The following is a 12,703-nucleotide window of genomic DNA, read 5'->3' on the forward strand; positions in this document are numbered from 1 at the left end:
CACCCCGCCGTCACCGCGCGCCGGCCAGCGAGCGGGCGCGGGCCAGGCCGGCCGGGATCTCCTTGGCCCGCAGGTCGTGCTCGTAGACGAAGTAGTCCAGCTGCTGGGTGTGCCGGGGGCGGTCCAGGACGTGGCCCATGTACTTCGCGTTGTCCTCGTCGATGACGCGCTCCATCTCGGCCGCGCTCGGTGGGGCGTAGGCCCCGACGGCGTACGCCGCCAGCAGGCGCGCCTGGGCCTCGACGAAGGGGAAGAGGGTCGGGGTGGCCTGGGCGAAGCCGATGAAGACCGTGTCGCGGCGGTCGGGCAGGAACATCCGCTTGAAGAGCCGGATGTGGTTGCCGGGGGCGGAAATGACCTCGGGGTCGAAGAACGGGAAGGTGATGTTGTAGCCCGTGGCGTAGATGATCACGTCGAAATCGGCGCTGGTGCCGTCCTCGAAGTGGACGGTCTCGCCGTCGAGGCGCGCGACGTTGCCCTTCGGCGTGATGTCGCCGGAGCCCAGGCGCAGCGGCAGCTCGACCGACTGGGTCGGGTGGGCCTCGAAGAACTTGTGGTTGGGCTTGGGCAGGCCGTAGAGCTCGGGGTTGGACCCGGTCATGAACTGCATCTTCTGCACCATCCAGCGCTGCCACTTCAGGGGCAGGTGCGGGCTGGTGACGTAGTACTTGTCGGCGGGCAGGCCGTAGGCGTACTTCGGCACGATCCAGGCGCTGGAGCGGGTCGAGAGGTAGACGGTGTTCTCCAGCGAGCGGCTGGAGAGCTCGACGGAGATGTCGGCTGCGGAGTTGCCCAGTCCGACGACCAGGATCCGCTTGCCCTTGAGGTGCAGCGGGGTCTCGGGGTCGATGTAGTGGTGGGAGTGGATCGACTCGCCGGTGAACTCGCCGGGGAACTCGGCCGTCCGGGGGTCCCAGTGGTGCCCGTTGGCCACGACGAGGAGCTCGACCTCGTCGGTGCTGCCGTCCTGCAGCCGCAGGCTCCACCCACCGCCAGGTAGCGGGGTCGCCTTCTCCACCCCGTTCTGGAAGCGGATCCGCTCGAGCAGCCCGAAGGCCTCGGCGTAGGAGTCGAGGTAGGCCTTGATCTGGGTGTGGTGCGGGAAGTCGGGGTACTCCTCGGGCATCGGGAAGTCCTTGAAGGACAGCCGGTGCTTGGAGGTGTCGATGTGCAGCGAGCGGTAGGCGCTGGAGTGGCCGTTGGGGTTGCCGAAGGCCCAGTTGCCGCCGATCCGGTCCGAGGACTCGTAGCAGGTGTAGTCCACCCCGTAGTCGCCGAGCATCTTGTCCGCGGTCAGCCCGCTGATGCCCGCGCCGATGATCGCTGTGCGCACGTCTGCTCCTCTCGACCCCGCACCTTGACGGAGTGACGCAGCGCACACTAGAACCTGTTTTGACACGCGTCAACGAACAGAGGTGGAGGCCATGAAGACCCGAGTGAGCTGCCCGTGCGGCACCGTCATCAAGGCCGAGGACGAGGACACCCTGGTGGAGCAGACCCAGGCGCACCTCGCCGCCGAGCACCCCGGCATGAGCTACGGCCGGGACGAGATCCTCTTCATCGCCACGTGAGCGCCACCGGGGAGACCCCAGCCGGTCCGCGGCGGGCGATCGTCGTCGGCGGTGCCTCCGGCATCGGGGCGGCGGTCGCGCACCGCCTCGCCACCGACGGGTACGCCGTCGTGGTGGCCGACCGGGACGCCGAGGCGGCCCGTGCGGTGGCCGCGGCGCTGCCGGCCGTGCCCGGCGCCGGCGGCGCCCACGAGGCGCGCGGCGTGGAGGTCACCGACGAGGCCTCGGTCGCGGCGCTGTTCGAGGACCCCGCCGCCGGTGACGGCGGGCTGTGGGCGGTGGTCAACAGCGCCGGCACGAGCACCCTGGGGACGGTCCGGGACCTGCCCGTCGCGGAGTTCCGCTCGGTGCTCGACGTCAACCTGACCGGCGGGTTCTTGGTCCTCCAGCAGGCCGCGCGGCACGTCGTGCGCGGGGGAGCGGTGGTCAGCCTGACCTCGCTCAACGCCCGCCAGCCGGGAGGCGGGATGGGCGCCTACTGCGCCGCCAAGGCCGGGCTCGCGATGCTCACCGAGGTCGCCGCGCTCGAGCTCGGCCCTGCCGGCATCCGCGTCAACGCCGTCTCCCCGGGGCTGGTCGTCACCCCGCTGACCGCCCCGGCGATGGACATCCCGGGGGTCCGCGACGACTACGTCGCCAACACTCCGCTCGGTCGCCCGGGCACGCCCGAGGAGGTCGCGGCCGCGGTGTCGTGGCTGGTCTCGGAGGAGTCCGCGTGGATGACCGGCGAGGTCATGGACCTCAACGGCGGGGCGCACACGATGCGCTACCCGGACCTGCTCGGGCACGTGGACCGGATGCTCGCGGGGCTCGAGGGATGAGCGCACCGGCGGGAAGTGGCGTGGAGGGGTTCGCGGGGCAGCACGCGATCGTCACCGGGGGTGCCTCGGGGATCGGGGCGGCGCTGTGCCGGGCGCTCGCCGCCGCGGGGGCCACGGTCGTCGTCGGCGACGTCGACCTCCCCGGCGCGGAGGCGGTCGCCGCGAGCTGCCCGGACGGTCTGGCGACGGCCCGGCACCTCGACGTGATCGACGCGGCCGCGGTGCAGGCTGCGGTCGACGACGTGGTCGCCGCGCACGGCCGGCTCGACCTGATGGTGAACAACGCGGGCATCAGCTGGGGCTCGCGGACCGAGGACCTCAGCGTCGCGCAGTGGGACACGATCATCGACATCAACATCCGCGGTGTCGCGCACGGTGTCGCAGCGGCGTACCCGGTCATGGTGCGGCAGCGCAGCGGCCACATCGTCAACACCGCCTCGATGGGCGGGCTGATGCCGTCGGGGCTGATCACGAGCTACTGCATGACCAAGCACGCGGTCGTCGGGCTCAGCCTGAGCCTGCGCAGCGAGGCCGTCCACCACGGCGTCGGGGTCACGGCCGTCTGCCCGTCCGCGGTCGAGACCCGGCTGCTGGACACCGGGGGCCAGGGCGGCTTCGACGGTCGCCGGTTCTACCTCACCGGCCAGGGGATGAGCCGTCCGCTCGACCCCGACGACCTCGCGCGCGCGGTGCTGCGCGGCGTGCAGCGCGACGACGCGCTCGTCATCGCTCCCGCCCGCTCCAAGATCACGTACGCCGTCGGGCGGTTCGCCCCCGGCCTGACCCGGCGCCTGACGGCCCGCTTCGTCCGGCAGCAGATGGAGGCTATGTCGTGAGCGGCCCCGGCGCCACCCGCTGGTTCCCCGAGCTGGCCGGCTACGGCCTGGCCGGCCACACCGACTCCCCGCGCGACGTCGTCGCGGAGGCCCGGCTGGCCGAGGAGATCGGCCTCGGCTCGCTGTTCCTCTCCGAGCGCTTCAACGTCAAGGACGCCGGGGTGATGGCCGGCGCGGTCGCGGGGGTGACCGAGCGGATCGGCATCGCCACCGCGGCGACCAACCACGTCACCCGTCACCCCCTGGTCACCGCCACGATGGCCGCGACCGCACACCGGATGAGCGGCGGTCGCTACGCCCTGGGCCTGGGCCGCGGCTTCGACGTGCTCTTCGACCTGATGGGGCTGCCGCGGATCACCGGCGCGCAGATGGAGGACGCCATCGGCATCTACCGCCGGCTCTGGCGCGGCGAGGCGGTCGTGGGCCACGAGGGTCCGGCGGGCACCTACCCCTACCTCAACCAGGACAGCTCCTTCGACGAGCGGATCCCGGTGCTGATGATGGCCATCGGCGACCGGTCCCTGGAGCTCGCCGGCCGAGTGGCCGACGGCGTAGTCCTGCACACCTTCCTCACCGACGAGTCGCTGGCCCGGATGGTGCGGGTCGTGCGCGGGTCCGCCGAGCGCGCGGGCCGCGACCCCGCCTCGGTGCGGGTCTGGTCGGTGCTGGCGACGGTCGAGGACTCGATCCCCGAGGAGGCCCGCCTGCGCAAGCTGGTCGGGCGGCTGGCGACGTACCTCCAGGGCTACGGGCAGGTGCTCGTGCAGGCCAACGGGTGGGACCCCGCGGTGCTCGAGCGGTTCCGCACCGATCCCTTCGTCACCGGGTACGGCGGCGCCTTCGACGCCATCGGCACCACCGAGGACCTGCAGCAGCTGGCCGACCGGCTGCTGCCCGCCGAGTGGCTCGCCGCCTCGGCGACCGGCTCGGCCGCCCAGTGCGCCGCCCGGGTCCAGGCCCAGCTCGACGCCGGCGCGGACTCGGTCGTCCTCCACGGCGCGACCCCGACCGAGCTGGCTCCGGTGCTGGACGCCTGGGCGCAGGTGCGCCCCGACGGCCTCGACGCGCTCCCCGCCAACCCCGGGTGGACGGCGTGAGCGCGCCCGAGGTGCCGCCGTGGGCGGTCTCCGCCCGCGAGGACGTCACGCCTGCCTGGCTCTCGGACCTGCTCGGGCTGCCGGTCGACGACGTCGCGGTGACCCAGGTCGGCACCGGGCAGATCGGCACCTGCTACCGGCTGCGACCGACCGGCGCGCCGGAGCTGCCCGCGAGCCTGCTGCTCAAGCTGCCCGACCCCGGGTCCCGCGAGCTGCTGGCCGGTGCGTACGCCATGGAGCTGATGTTCTACGACCGCATCGCCCCCACGCTGTCGTGCCGCGTCCCGGAGGTGCACGGCGCGCGGATCGAGCCCGGTACCGGCTGGTTCGTGCTGCTGCTGGAGGACCTCGCCCCGCTGGTCCAGGGCGACCAGGTCGAGGGTGCGACCCCGGCCCAGGTGCTCGACGCCGCGGTCAACCTCGCCGGCCTGCACGGCCCGCGCTGGTGCGACCGCTCGCTGCTGGAGCTGCCCGGGCTCACCCTCAACGACGAGGACAGCGTCGCCCTGCTCGAGGAGATGTACCCCTCGACGCTCGACCTGTTCGTCGAGGGCCTCGGCGACCTGCTCGACGCCGAGACGGTGGCGACGCTGCGCGACTGCGTGCCGCCCACCCGGTCGTGGTTGCTGGGACGCCCAGAGCGTTTCGGCCTCGTGCACGGCGACTACCGCCTCGACAACCTCATGTTCACGCCCGGTGGAGGGCCCGGGGAGGTGGCCGCGCTCGACTGGCAGACCCTCTCGCTGACGCTGCCGGCGCGCGACCTGGCCTACCTCGTCGCGACCTCGCTGGAGCCCGACGTGCGTCGGGAGGTGGAGCGCGACGTCGTCGCGGCCTACCACCGGCGGCTGGTCGGGCTCGGGGTCGAGGGCTACGACCTGGGGACCTGCTGGGAGGACTACCGGTTCGGTCAGCTGCAGGTCCCGCTCGTGGCCACCTTCGGCTGCGCGTACGGCGCCCGCACCGAGCGCGGGGACCGCATGTTCGCCGCGATGGTGCGGCGCTCGGCCGCGGCGATCCGCGACCTGGGGACGCTGGACCTCGTCTGAGGGTCGTGCGGGGCTCAGGCCCGCTGGCGGACCTCGCGGGCGAACCGGCCGGCGAAGGCGCGCAGCGGCAGGTCGGCGCTGGTGACGATCCCGGGGCGGGCCTCGTGGACCGCGCGCACCGCGTGCAGCGCCGGCATGCCCGTGACCGTCATGGCCAGGCTGGCGAAGTCCTCCGGACGGGACAGGTCGTTGCCGGGGCCGGGGAAGATCATGTGCTTGTTGTAGACCTGCGGGTCGCCGGTGACCTGGGTGACGTAGCAGCCCTTGATGTCCCAGCTGGGGTCGGTGAAGGGCGTCATCTGCCACTCCAGGTGGGTCTCCACCCGCGCGACGCCGTCCACGACGCCGACGTACTTGACGTACGAGCCGCCCAGCGAGCCCTCGGGCAGGTGGTACCACCCGAGGTCGACGTCCTTCGTGCAGGCGCCGAGCTCGGCCTCGAAGCGGACCTCGTCGAGCTCCAGCCCGAACGCGTCGGCCTGGAGCTGTACGGAGTCGGCGAAGACCTCGGTGTACTTGCGCAGCATCCCGGGCAGCGCCGGGTCGTCGACCGGGCGGCCGTAGCCGACCTCGCGCCAGGTGTCGGCGGAGTGGTGGCAGGAGACGTCGACGGACTCGATGGTCGTGACGTTGGTGATGTCGGCGACGTCGGAGGTGCAGACGATGCCGAGGACCTGGTTCACGCCGGGGTTCATCCCCGTGCCGTAGAACGTCGAGCCGCCGCGCTGGCAGGCGTCCTCGATGACCTCGCTGACCCTGCGGCCGCTGGGGTGCGGGTGGTTGGCGTCGCGGTGGAAACCGGTGATCCAGTCCGCGGTGGTGACGACGTCGATCCCGGCCTCGAGGACCGCCACGTAGAGGTCCTCGTCGGGGAAGACGCCGTGGAAGGTGAGCACGTCCGGCCGCGCCGCGAGGATCTCCTCCACGGTGCCGGTGGCGAGCACACCGACCGGGTCGAGGCCGACGATCTCGCCGGCGTCGCGGCCGATCTTGTCGGCGGTGTAGCAGTGCAGGCCGACCAGCTCGAGGTCCGGGTGGCGCTGGATGCGGCCGATCATCTCCGAGCCGAGGTTGCCCGTGGCGACCTGGAAGAGGCGGATCGGGGTGGTGCGGCTCATGCCTGCTCCTGCGGGGTCGAGGGGGTGGCGGCGGGGTAGAACTGCTGCGCCCACGTGCGGAGCGCCGTGAACCCGGCGTGCTCCCCGCGCGAGAGGGCGGCGGGGGAGGCGTACTTCTGGTGCGACCAGATCACCAGGTCGGCCTCGACCTGCTCGATGACGCCGCGGGCGTGCTTGTCGGCGCGCTCGGAGTGCTCGCTCGTGTCTGACTCGCGGCGGCCGATCCACACGCTGAACCGCACGTCGCAGGTCGCGTCGTCGACCGGCGTGGTGGCCAGGACGGTGCGGTTGTCGACCATGCCCCAGGACTTGGTGACCGACATGCCGATGCCGCAGTTGATCGCCTCGACCCCGGAGTCGATGTCCTCGATCGAGCCGCCGGCGTCGCGCTGGTCGAAGGTGATGGTGAAGTCGACGTAGGAGATCGGGTCCTGGAACTCCTGGCGCGTGAACCGCGGGACGATCGGCACCTGGTGGACGTACTTGAAGTGGGCGAAGTCCACGCCGTTCTCCAGGACGTACTGCGGGTGCAGCTCGAGCCCGGTGTCGAGCAGCCGGTTGTGCTCGCAGCCGGGGTAGTAGGCCTCCGCCCCGCGCTCGGCCTGCCCGTCCTCGGTGTCGCTGGCGAAGCCCGTGAAGACGTCGGGCACGTCGAAGTGCGGCGGCCTGCGGTCCACGTCGTGCCAGACGTAGATCGACTCGTTGCGCTCCACGACCGGCATCGTGTTGATCCGGCGGCCGAGGTTGGGGTGGTCCTCGTAGGGGATGCAGGTGTTGCGCCCCTGCTCGTTCCACTCCCAGCCGTGGAAGGGGCAGCGGATCCGGTCCTCCACCACCGTGCCGCCGTACCCGAGGTGGGCGCCCAGGTGCTCGCAGTAGGCGTCCATCACGGTGACCCGGCCCGAGGCGCCGCGCCAGGCCACGAGGTCGCGACCGAAGTAGCGCATCCGGTGCACCCGGCCGACGGGGACCTCGTCGGACCAGGCGACCTGGAACCAGCCGGTGGGGTTCATCGGCAGCGTCGGCTTCACGTGCGCCCTCTTCGCGTAGAATGATCGTTCTGCGGAACAGAACCACTGTTCTGCACAGCAGGTCAAGGGGCGACGTGACGACGGCAGCCGAGGAGCGCCAGCTGCTCTACCGCGAGCGTGTCCTCGACGCGGCCGAGCGCGAGTTCGCGCGGGTGGGGTACGCCGACGCGCGGATGCCCGACGTCGCCCGGGAGGCCGGGCTCTCGCTGGCGACGGTCTACAAGACCTGCACCGGGAAGGCCGAGATCTGGGACGACCTGCAGGGCTCGCGGATGGCCGGGCTGCTCGAGGCGGTGGCGGCCGCGACGGCGGGCACGGCCGGGCTGGAGCGGTTGCTCGTGGGTGTGGGTGCGACGGCGGAGTACCTCGCCGAGCGGCCCTACTACCTCGCCATGAGCCTGCGGGTGGGCACCGCCTGGGCCTCGGCGGACGGCGTCGGCGTGCAGCGCACCGTCTGGAGCGACGGGCTCGAGAGCATCGCTGCCGGCCACGCCGCGGCGGTGGCCGCCGGCGAGGCGACCCCGCTGCGCTCGTCGGTGGCCGCCGGTCTCGTGGTCTCCGCGCTGCAGGTGTGGCTCTCGGACTGGTGGCGCTCGGGCCGGGACCGGCCGGTGGCCGCGGTGGTCGCCGAGCTCGTCGACCACCTGCGCCGGCTGCTGGCCGCCTGAGGCGCGCGAGCGTCGCCCGGAGGGGACGGGCCGGGCGGGGGTGCGGCACGGCGTGCGGCCCATCCGGCGGGGTGGGCTTCCCGTCGCCGGGCCGGGTGGCCTGGGACGCGTGGGGTGGCGACGAGGGCAAGCGCTGGGTGGGGACCCTCGACCTCTGAGGTGCGCTCCGCTCAGCGGCGCGGCAGCAGCGACAGCAGGTTCTCGCCGCCGACGAGCACGCCCTCGGGCACGCCGGCAGCCGGCGTCTCGCCCGGAGCGCCGTCCCACGGGTCTGCCGTGAGTCGGACCTCGCGGCAGCCGTAGTCGTCCACGGAGGCAGCCAGGACCCGGTCCTCGGGTGTCGCCAGGACCAGCAGGTAGCGCGGACCGAGGTCGGCGGTGCAGGCCTGGTCGCCCTCGGGCGGCGTCAGGGCCTCGACGCCCTCGACGAGCCGGGACAGCCTGCTGGTGGCGATCGGCGCCGGACGCGTGGCTCGCTCCCAGAGGAAGTACGCCCCGTTCTCGTTGCGCTCGGGTTGGTCGACGGCGTCGTACCGGCACACCCAGGCGCGGTCGATCTCCGGGAGTTCGGGGGAGTCCGAGGCCGGCGCGTCGGTGCCAAAGCCGTAGCCCCGGTCCTCGGTGGGCTCGGGCAGCTGCCGCGGGCAGGGTCCGCGCTCGTCGAGCAGGGCCAGGTCGCTGCCGCCGCCCCCGCCCGGGTCCGTGCCGAGGCCGGGGTCGGAGTCGCCGCACCCGGCCGCAGCGGCGAGGAGGGACACGGCCACGAACGCCACGGCGCCGCGGCGGAACTGGGTGCGCATGCTGCTGGGACGCAGTCCGGTCATCACGGGTTCCCCCGGCTCTCTCAGGCGGCGTCGTGCTCGCGCCGGGAGGGCGGGTCGCAGGAGTCGACGGCGACGACGTGGTGCCGGGGTTCCTGCTGGAGGGGCCGGCACCCTCCGCCCGGAACGGTGCGACTGGAGTCCCTCCGACGCGCCAGACGCGTCATCGGCACTCCAGATGGCGACCACAGCGCTCCCGCGCAGCACCCTGCCGCCTACCGCGACATCCCCAGGGCTCTGGTGACCCGAATGCGACGTGCCACGTCGGGGCGTGGCGCGGTCAGCCTGTAGGTCACGGAACCCAAGCCCAGCATGTCCCCCGGGTGGACTGTCGCCACCTCGGGTACGCGGCTCTCGTTCACGAAGGTGCCGTTCGTCGAGCTGCGGTCCACGACGAACCAAGAACCGGCGAACAACAGGAGTCCCGCGTGGGTCCCCGAGACGGTCGGGTCGTCCACGCGCAGGTCCGAGTCAGCAGAACGGCCTAGGCTGACGAACGGCGTCGAAGGCCCGGGCAGCACCAAGGACGGCAGCGGCATCCGTCCGCTCGGTGCCGAGCGGTGAGGCCACCTCCGCCTCGCTCGGACCTGTCGAGGTCGTTGCACCGAGCGGTGGACGAGGTCCTCGACGACGGAGGCCAGCGCGGCCTCGTCCTTCGACAGCAGGGCCGCGTCCAACCGCGTCAGGAACGTGTCGTGCGACAAGCGACCGTCGCTGACGGCCTCACCCAGGACGCGCACCACGGAGTCCCGTTCCGCGTCGGTGACGCGTCGCGTGCCCACCGGGATGGGGGTGCCCTCCATCCATGGAGGGTAGGTCCGGGCGTCTTGACGCCACCAGACCCCGAGGAAGCACTCCACGGAGCGCAGCGCAGTCACCTCGCGTCGTCCGCCGCTCCCCGGGCCTCCGTCCTGCCGCCGTGGCGTGCCCGGCGGCGCGAGCGTTCTGCCGATCCGCAGCCTCGGCGCTAGCCTGCGCCGGTGACGGGGGAGGCGGACGAGGGAGCGCGCGGCTCCTTCCGCCGCGGTCTGCGGCTGGGCGTGCCGTTCGCGGTGGTGGGGTTCTTCCTCAGCGTCTCCTTCGGGGTGCTGGCGCGGCAGGCGGGGTTCAGCGTGGCGCAGGCGAGCCTGACCGCGATGATCGTCTTCGCGGGTCGGCGCAGTTCGCAGCGCTGTCGGTCGTGGGCGTCGGCGGTGGCATCCCGGCCGCGCTGACGGCGGGCAGCCTGATGAACGCACGGTTCCTGGCGATGGGCATCGCCCTGGCGCCATCGCTGCCCGGAGGCCCCCTCAAGCGCGCTGCCCAGGGACAGACGGTCGTCGACTCCTCGTGGGCGCTGGCCAACCGCGGCGACGGGACCTTCGACCGGTGGCTGCTCTTCGGGACGACGGTCCCGCAGTACGCCGCGTGGACCTTCGGCTCGGTGGTCGGTGCCGTCTTCGGCGACGCACTGGGTGACACCGAACGGCTCGGCCTCGACGCGATCTACCCCGTCTTCTTCCTGTCGCTGCTGTTCGCGGAGCTGCGGGGCCCCACCTCGCGACGCGTCGCCCTCGCCGGGGCACTGGTCGCGCTGGCGCTGGTGCCCGTCACCCCGCCCGGCGTGCCGATCCTCGCGGCGAGCGCGGTTGCCCTCGTCGGTGTCGTGCGGAGGTCGGGGTGACGCTGAGCTACGCAGAGGTGTGGTGGCTGATCCTCGGTCTCGCTGCCTTGACCGCGCTGATCAAGGCTGCCGGGCCTGTGCTCCTCGGTGGGCGGACGCTGCCGCCGTGGTCCTCGCGCGTCATCGTCCTCATGGCGCCAGCGCTGCTCAGCGCGCTGGTCGTCACGGCGGTCCTGGCAGAGGGGCGGTCCTGGTCGGTGGGGGCGCACACGGTCGGCGTCGCCGTGGCCGGCGTGATGCTCTGGCGGCGCTGCTCGCTCATCCTCTGTGTCTCGGTGGCGGTGCTGGTGACCGCCGGGCTCCGGGCGCTGTGACCGAGCCCGGCTCGCCGACCGGCCGTGCCGAGCGGGATCAGCGCGGCGTCGATGCCGACGGCACGAACGCGGCGCCGTGCCCGGGCACGACGAGGTCGGCGACGGCGAGCACGCGCTCACGCTGCGCGCGCAGCAGGTCGCGGTCGGGGGCGTAGGGGTCGTCCGCGGGACCGTCGCCGGTCCACCACAGGTGGGTCAGGGCGACGACGCCGTCGGGCGTGCCGACGAGGGTGGTGAGGTCCTGCGGCGTGTGGCCGGGCGTCTCGAGCAGCCGCACGCCAGGAGTCAGTGCGAGGCCGTCGGCCTCACGGATCTCGACGGTGTCGCGCTGCACCAGCCAGCGGAAGTCGTGCACCGGCACCTCGGGGAAGAGCGCGATGTTGACGGTGTGGTCGAGGTGGTGGTGGCTGACCACGATGTCGGTGACGTCCTCGGGCGCCACGCCGAGCTCGCGCAGCGGGTCGAGGATCTGCGCGCGGGCCGCGACCATGCCGGGGTCCACGACGATGACCCTGTCCCCGTCGCGCACGAGGCAGACGGTGCCGGCGACGTGGGGGAGCCGCGCGTACCCCTCGACCAGCACGTCGAGCCGGGCCGTGCGTGCGAGGTCTGCCGCGTCACCGGTGCTGTCGCCCATGACGAGACCCTAGCCAGCCTGCAGGAGGACGGGGGCCGGCGCGGGGGAGCGGCCGAGCGAGGAGGCCCACCGGCGCACGCGTCGTCCTGCCCGCGTGAACCAGTCGTCGTCGCCGTCGGCGCGCATCTGCCGGAAGGTGTAGGCCCACCCGGCCAGCGCGAGCGGCACCAGCAGCAGCGCCAGCGGTTGGGTGAGCGAGATCGAGCGCATCGTCGTCATCACGATGAACACCAGCGCCGGCCAGCACGCGGCGCGCTGGATCGTCGCCCAGGCGTACCTCGGCCTCGTCCCGCGTACGGCGGAGCGCCGCCGCAGCCCGGCGACCAGGAAGATCCCGTACGCCAGGTCCAGGGCCAGGCGCACCCCGAGGAAGAGCGGCGAGCTCACCGCCGCCGTCGGGATGAGCGTCTCCACCACCTGTCCGGGCTCCGTGGGATCAGCCTGCCGTCCCGGGGGCCGGAGCGGGAGTCCCTGCGGGGTGGTCCGAGGCCAGCCCTCGGGGGTGGGTTCGGGCCCCCGGGTTGGGGGGACGTGCCTTACTGGGTTGACCGAGGCAGCACGAGCCCGTCGTGCCGGTCGCCCACCGAGGGGGTGCCATGCCAGTCCCGAGCAGCGACGCGCGGCCGGCGCAGACCGCCGGGGTCCCGGGCGCGCTCCTCGACGCCGGCGGCCGCCTCGTCGACGAGCTCGTGCTGGCGGCGCGCCAGGTGGCGGACCAGGCGCGGGCGTCGGGGGAGGCACTGCGGCGACCGAGTGCGGGCGTGCTGTTGCTGCTCGTGCTGTGGGCGGTGGGGATCCTGGGCGACGCCGCCACGACGATGCTGATGATGGGGACCGGTCGCTTCGAGGAGGCCAACGTCGCGGCCGCCTCCCTCATGAGGGTCTTCGGGGTGACCGGCTGGGTCGCGCTGTCGTCGCTGGTCTGCGTCGCGATCGCGTCCCTGACGCTGAGCCGCCCGCGCGGCACCTATGCATGGACGGCCGCCGCGGTCGGGCTCCTCGTCTGCCTGGGCAAGGTCTGGACGACGGTGTCCAACGCGCTGCTGTGGTGGACCGCCTCGGCCTGACCGACCGACG

Annotated in this window: 17 protein-coding genes; 10 read left to right on the forward strand and 7 right to left on the reverse strand. The window is 73.0% G+C overall.

The features are described 5' to 3' along the window. Positions 1–10 precede the first annotated feature (10 nt). The gene (locus tag Q1V71_RS09325; protein ID WP_300643154.1) at positions 11–1,333 is read right to left on the reverse strand and encodes an NAD(P)-binding domain-containing protein; all 1,323 of its coding nucleotides are present in this window, start codon (positions 1,331–1,333) and stop codon (positions 11–13) included. Between the two features lie 91 nt (positions 1,334–1,424). Here Q1V71_RS09325 and Q1V71_RS09330 point away from each other — a divergent pair, with 91 nt between their 5' ends. Genes Q1V71_RS09330 through Q1V71_RS09350 form a run of 5 tightly spaced genes read left to right on the forward strand, consistent with a single transcriptional unit; the run spans position 1,425 to position 5,374 of the window. Then, positions 1,425–1,571, forward strand: coding sequence for a hypothetical protein (locus Q1V71_RS09330; protein ID WP_300643156.1), 147 nt, complete (start codon positions 1,425–1,427; stop codon positions 1,569–1,571). Then, a complete protein-coding gene (locus tag Q1V71_RS09335; RefSeq protein WP_300643158.1) occupies positions 1,568–2,392 on the forward strand; it encodes an SDR family NAD(P)-dependent oxidoreductase in 825 nt (274 codons plus the stop codon). Before Q1V71_RS09330 ends, Q1V71_RS09335 begins: the two co-directional genes overlap by 4 nt. A gap of 20 nt (positions 2,393–2,412) precedes the next feature. Beyond that, on the forward strand, positions 2,413–3,228 hold the full coding sequence (locus Q1V71_RS09340; RefSeq protein WP_300643159.1) for an SDR family oxidoreductase: 816 nt from the start codon (positions 2,413–2,415) through the stop codon (positions 3,226–3,228). Then, positions 3,225–4,325 carry a TIGR03857 family LLM class F420-dependent oxidoreductase gene (locus Q1V71_RS09345; protein WP_300643161.1) on the forward strand — a complete coding sequence of 367 codons (1,101 nt, stop codon included), beginning with the start codon at positions 3,225–3,227 and terminating at the stop codon, positions 4,323–4,325. The genes Q1V71_RS09340 and Q1V71_RS09345 overlap by 4 nt, the downstream gene beginning before the upstream one ends. Continuing rightward, positions 4,322–5,374, forward strand: coding sequence for a phosphotransferase (locus tag Q1V71_RS09350; RefSeq protein WP_300643163.1), 1,053 nt, complete (start codon positions 4,322–4,324; stop codon positions 5,372–5,374). The genes Q1V71_RS09345 and Q1V71_RS09350 overlap by 4 nt, the downstream gene beginning before the upstream one ends. Before the next feature lie 14 nt (positions 5,375–5,388). On the opposite strand, the gene Q1V71_RS09355 is transcribed toward Q1V71_RS09350, so the two are convergent. Together Q1V71_RS09355 and Q1V71_RS09360 are read right to left on the reverse strand one after the other, a co-directional pair. Beyond that, entirely contained in the window at positions 5,389–6,492 is a 1,104-nt protein-coding gene (locus Q1V71_RS09355; RefSeq protein ID WP_300643165.1) for a hypothetical protein, read from the reverse strand. Continuing rightward, complete coding sequence (locus Q1V71_RS09360) at positions 6,489–7,523, reverse strand: Rieske 2Fe-2S domain-containing protein (protein WP_300643167.1); 1,035 nt, start codon at positions 7,521–7,523, stop codon at positions 6,489–6,491. Before Q1V71_RS09360 ends, Q1V71_RS09355 begins: the two co-directional genes overlap by 4 nt. 74 nt (positions 7,524–7,597) lie before the next feature. On the opposite strand from Q1V71_RS09360, the gene Q1V71_RS09365 reads away from it, so the two are divergent. After that, entirely contained in the window at positions 7,598–8,191 is a 594-nt protein-coding gene (locus tag Q1V71_RS09365; RefSeq protein ID WP_300643169.1) for a TetR/AcrR family transcriptional regulator, read from the forward strand. A gap of 170 nt (positions 8,192–8,361) precedes the next feature. Here Q1V71_RS09365 and Q1V71_RS09370 read toward each other — a convergent pair whose 3' ends face one another. Then, positions 8,362–9,015 carry a hypothetical protein gene (locus tag Q1V71_RS09370; protein WP_300643171.1) on the reverse strand — a complete coding sequence of 218 codons (654 nt, stop codon included), beginning with the start codon at positions 9,013–9,015 and terminating at the stop codon, positions 8,362–8,364. Between the two features lie 212 nt (positions 9,016–9,227). After that, a complete protein-coding gene (locus Q1V71_RS09375; RefSeq protein ID WP_300643173.1) occupies positions 9,228–9,815 on the reverse strand; it encodes a DUF1707 and FHA domain-containing protein in 588 nt (195 codons plus the stop codon). Between the two features lie 177 nt (positions 9,816–9,992). Here Q1V71_RS09375 and Q1V71_RS09380 point away from each other — a divergent pair, with 177 nt between their 5' ends. The 3 genes from Q1V71_RS09380 to Q1V71_RS09390 are packed head-to-tail and all read left to right on the forward strand — an operon-like array spanning position 9,993 to position 10,989. Then, the gene (locus tag Q1V71_RS09380; protein WP_300643175.1) at positions 9,993–10,226 is read left to right on the forward strand and encodes a hypothetical protein; all 234 of its coding nucleotides are present in this window, start codon (positions 9,993–9,995) and stop codon (positions 10,224–10,226) included. Further along, positions 10,193–10,675: an AzlC family ABC transporter permease gene (locus Q1V71_RS09385; RefSeq protein ID WP_300643177.1), complete on the forward strand. Its 483-nt coding sequence runs from the start codon at positions 10,193–10,195 to the stop codon at positions 10,673–10,675. The genes Q1V71_RS09380 and Q1V71_RS09385 overlap by 34 nt, the downstream gene beginning before the upstream one ends. Further along, positions 10,672–10,989: an AzlD domain-containing protein gene (locus tag Q1V71_RS09390; RefSeq protein WP_300643179.1), complete on the forward strand. Its 318-nt coding sequence runs from the start codon at positions 10,672–10,674 to the stop codon at positions 10,987–10,989. Before Q1V71_RS09385 ends, Q1V71_RS09390 begins: the two co-directional genes overlap by 4 nt. 37 nt (positions 10,990–11,026) lie before the next feature. Here the strand turns inward: Q1V71_RS09390 and Q1V71_RS09395 are convergent, their stop codons facing one another. Further along, a complete protein-coding gene (locus Q1V71_RS09395) occupies positions 11,027–11,626 on the reverse strand; it encodes an MBL fold metallo-hydrolase (RefSeq protein WP_300643181.1) in 600 nt (199 codons plus the stop codon). A gap of 9 nt (positions 11,627–11,635) precedes the next feature. Further along, positions 11,636–12,043, reverse strand: a complete 408-nt coding sequence (locus Q1V71_RS09400) for a hypothetical protein (protein WP_300643182.1) — start codon at positions 12,041–12,043, stop codon at positions 11,636–11,638. 179 nt (positions 12,044–12,222) lie between these two features. Here Q1V71_RS09400 and Q1V71_RS09405 point away from each other — a divergent pair, with 179 nt between their 5' ends. Next, positions 12,223–12,693, forward strand: coding sequence for a hypothetical protein (locus tag Q1V71_RS09405; protein ID WP_300643184.1), 471 nt, complete (start codon positions 12,223–12,225; stop codon positions 12,691–12,693). The last annotated feature ends 10 nt before the right edge of the window (positions 12,694–12,703 follow it).

The organism is Nocardioides sp. (assembly GCF_030149505.1).
GTDB lineage: Bacteria > Actinomycetota > Actinomycetes > Propionibacteriales > Nocardioidaceae > Nocardioides.

What these genes read in the sequence shown, in the direction of transcription:
- Q1V71_RS09375 (WP_300643173.1), bottom strand. Translation starts at nt 9,815, where the DNA reads ATGGAGGGCACCCCCATCCCGGTGGGCACGCGACGCGTCACCGACGCG.
- Q1V71_RS09355 (WP_300643165.1), bottom strand. Translation starts at nt 6,492, where the DNA reads ATGAGCCGCACCACCCCGATCCGCCTCTTCCAGGTCGCCACGGGCAAC.
- Q1V71_RS09405 (WP_300643184.1), top strand. Translation starts at nt 12,223, where the DNA reads ATGCCAGTCCCGAGCAGCGACGCGCGGCCGGCGCAGACCGCCGGGGTC.
- Q1V71_RS09330 (WP_300643156.1), top strand. Translation starts at nt 1,425, where the DNA reads ATGAAGACCCGAGTGAGCTGCCCGTGCGGCACCGTCATCAAGGCCGAG.
- Q1V71_RS09395 (WP_300643181.1), bottom strand. Translation starts at nt 11,626, where the DNA reads ATGGGCGACAGCACCGGTGACGCGGCAGACCTCGCACGCACGGCCCGG.
- Q1V71_RS09370 (WP_300643171.1), bottom strand. Translation starts at nt 9,015, where the DNA reads ATGACCGGACTGCGTCCCAGCAGCATGCGCACCCAGTTCCGCCGCGGC.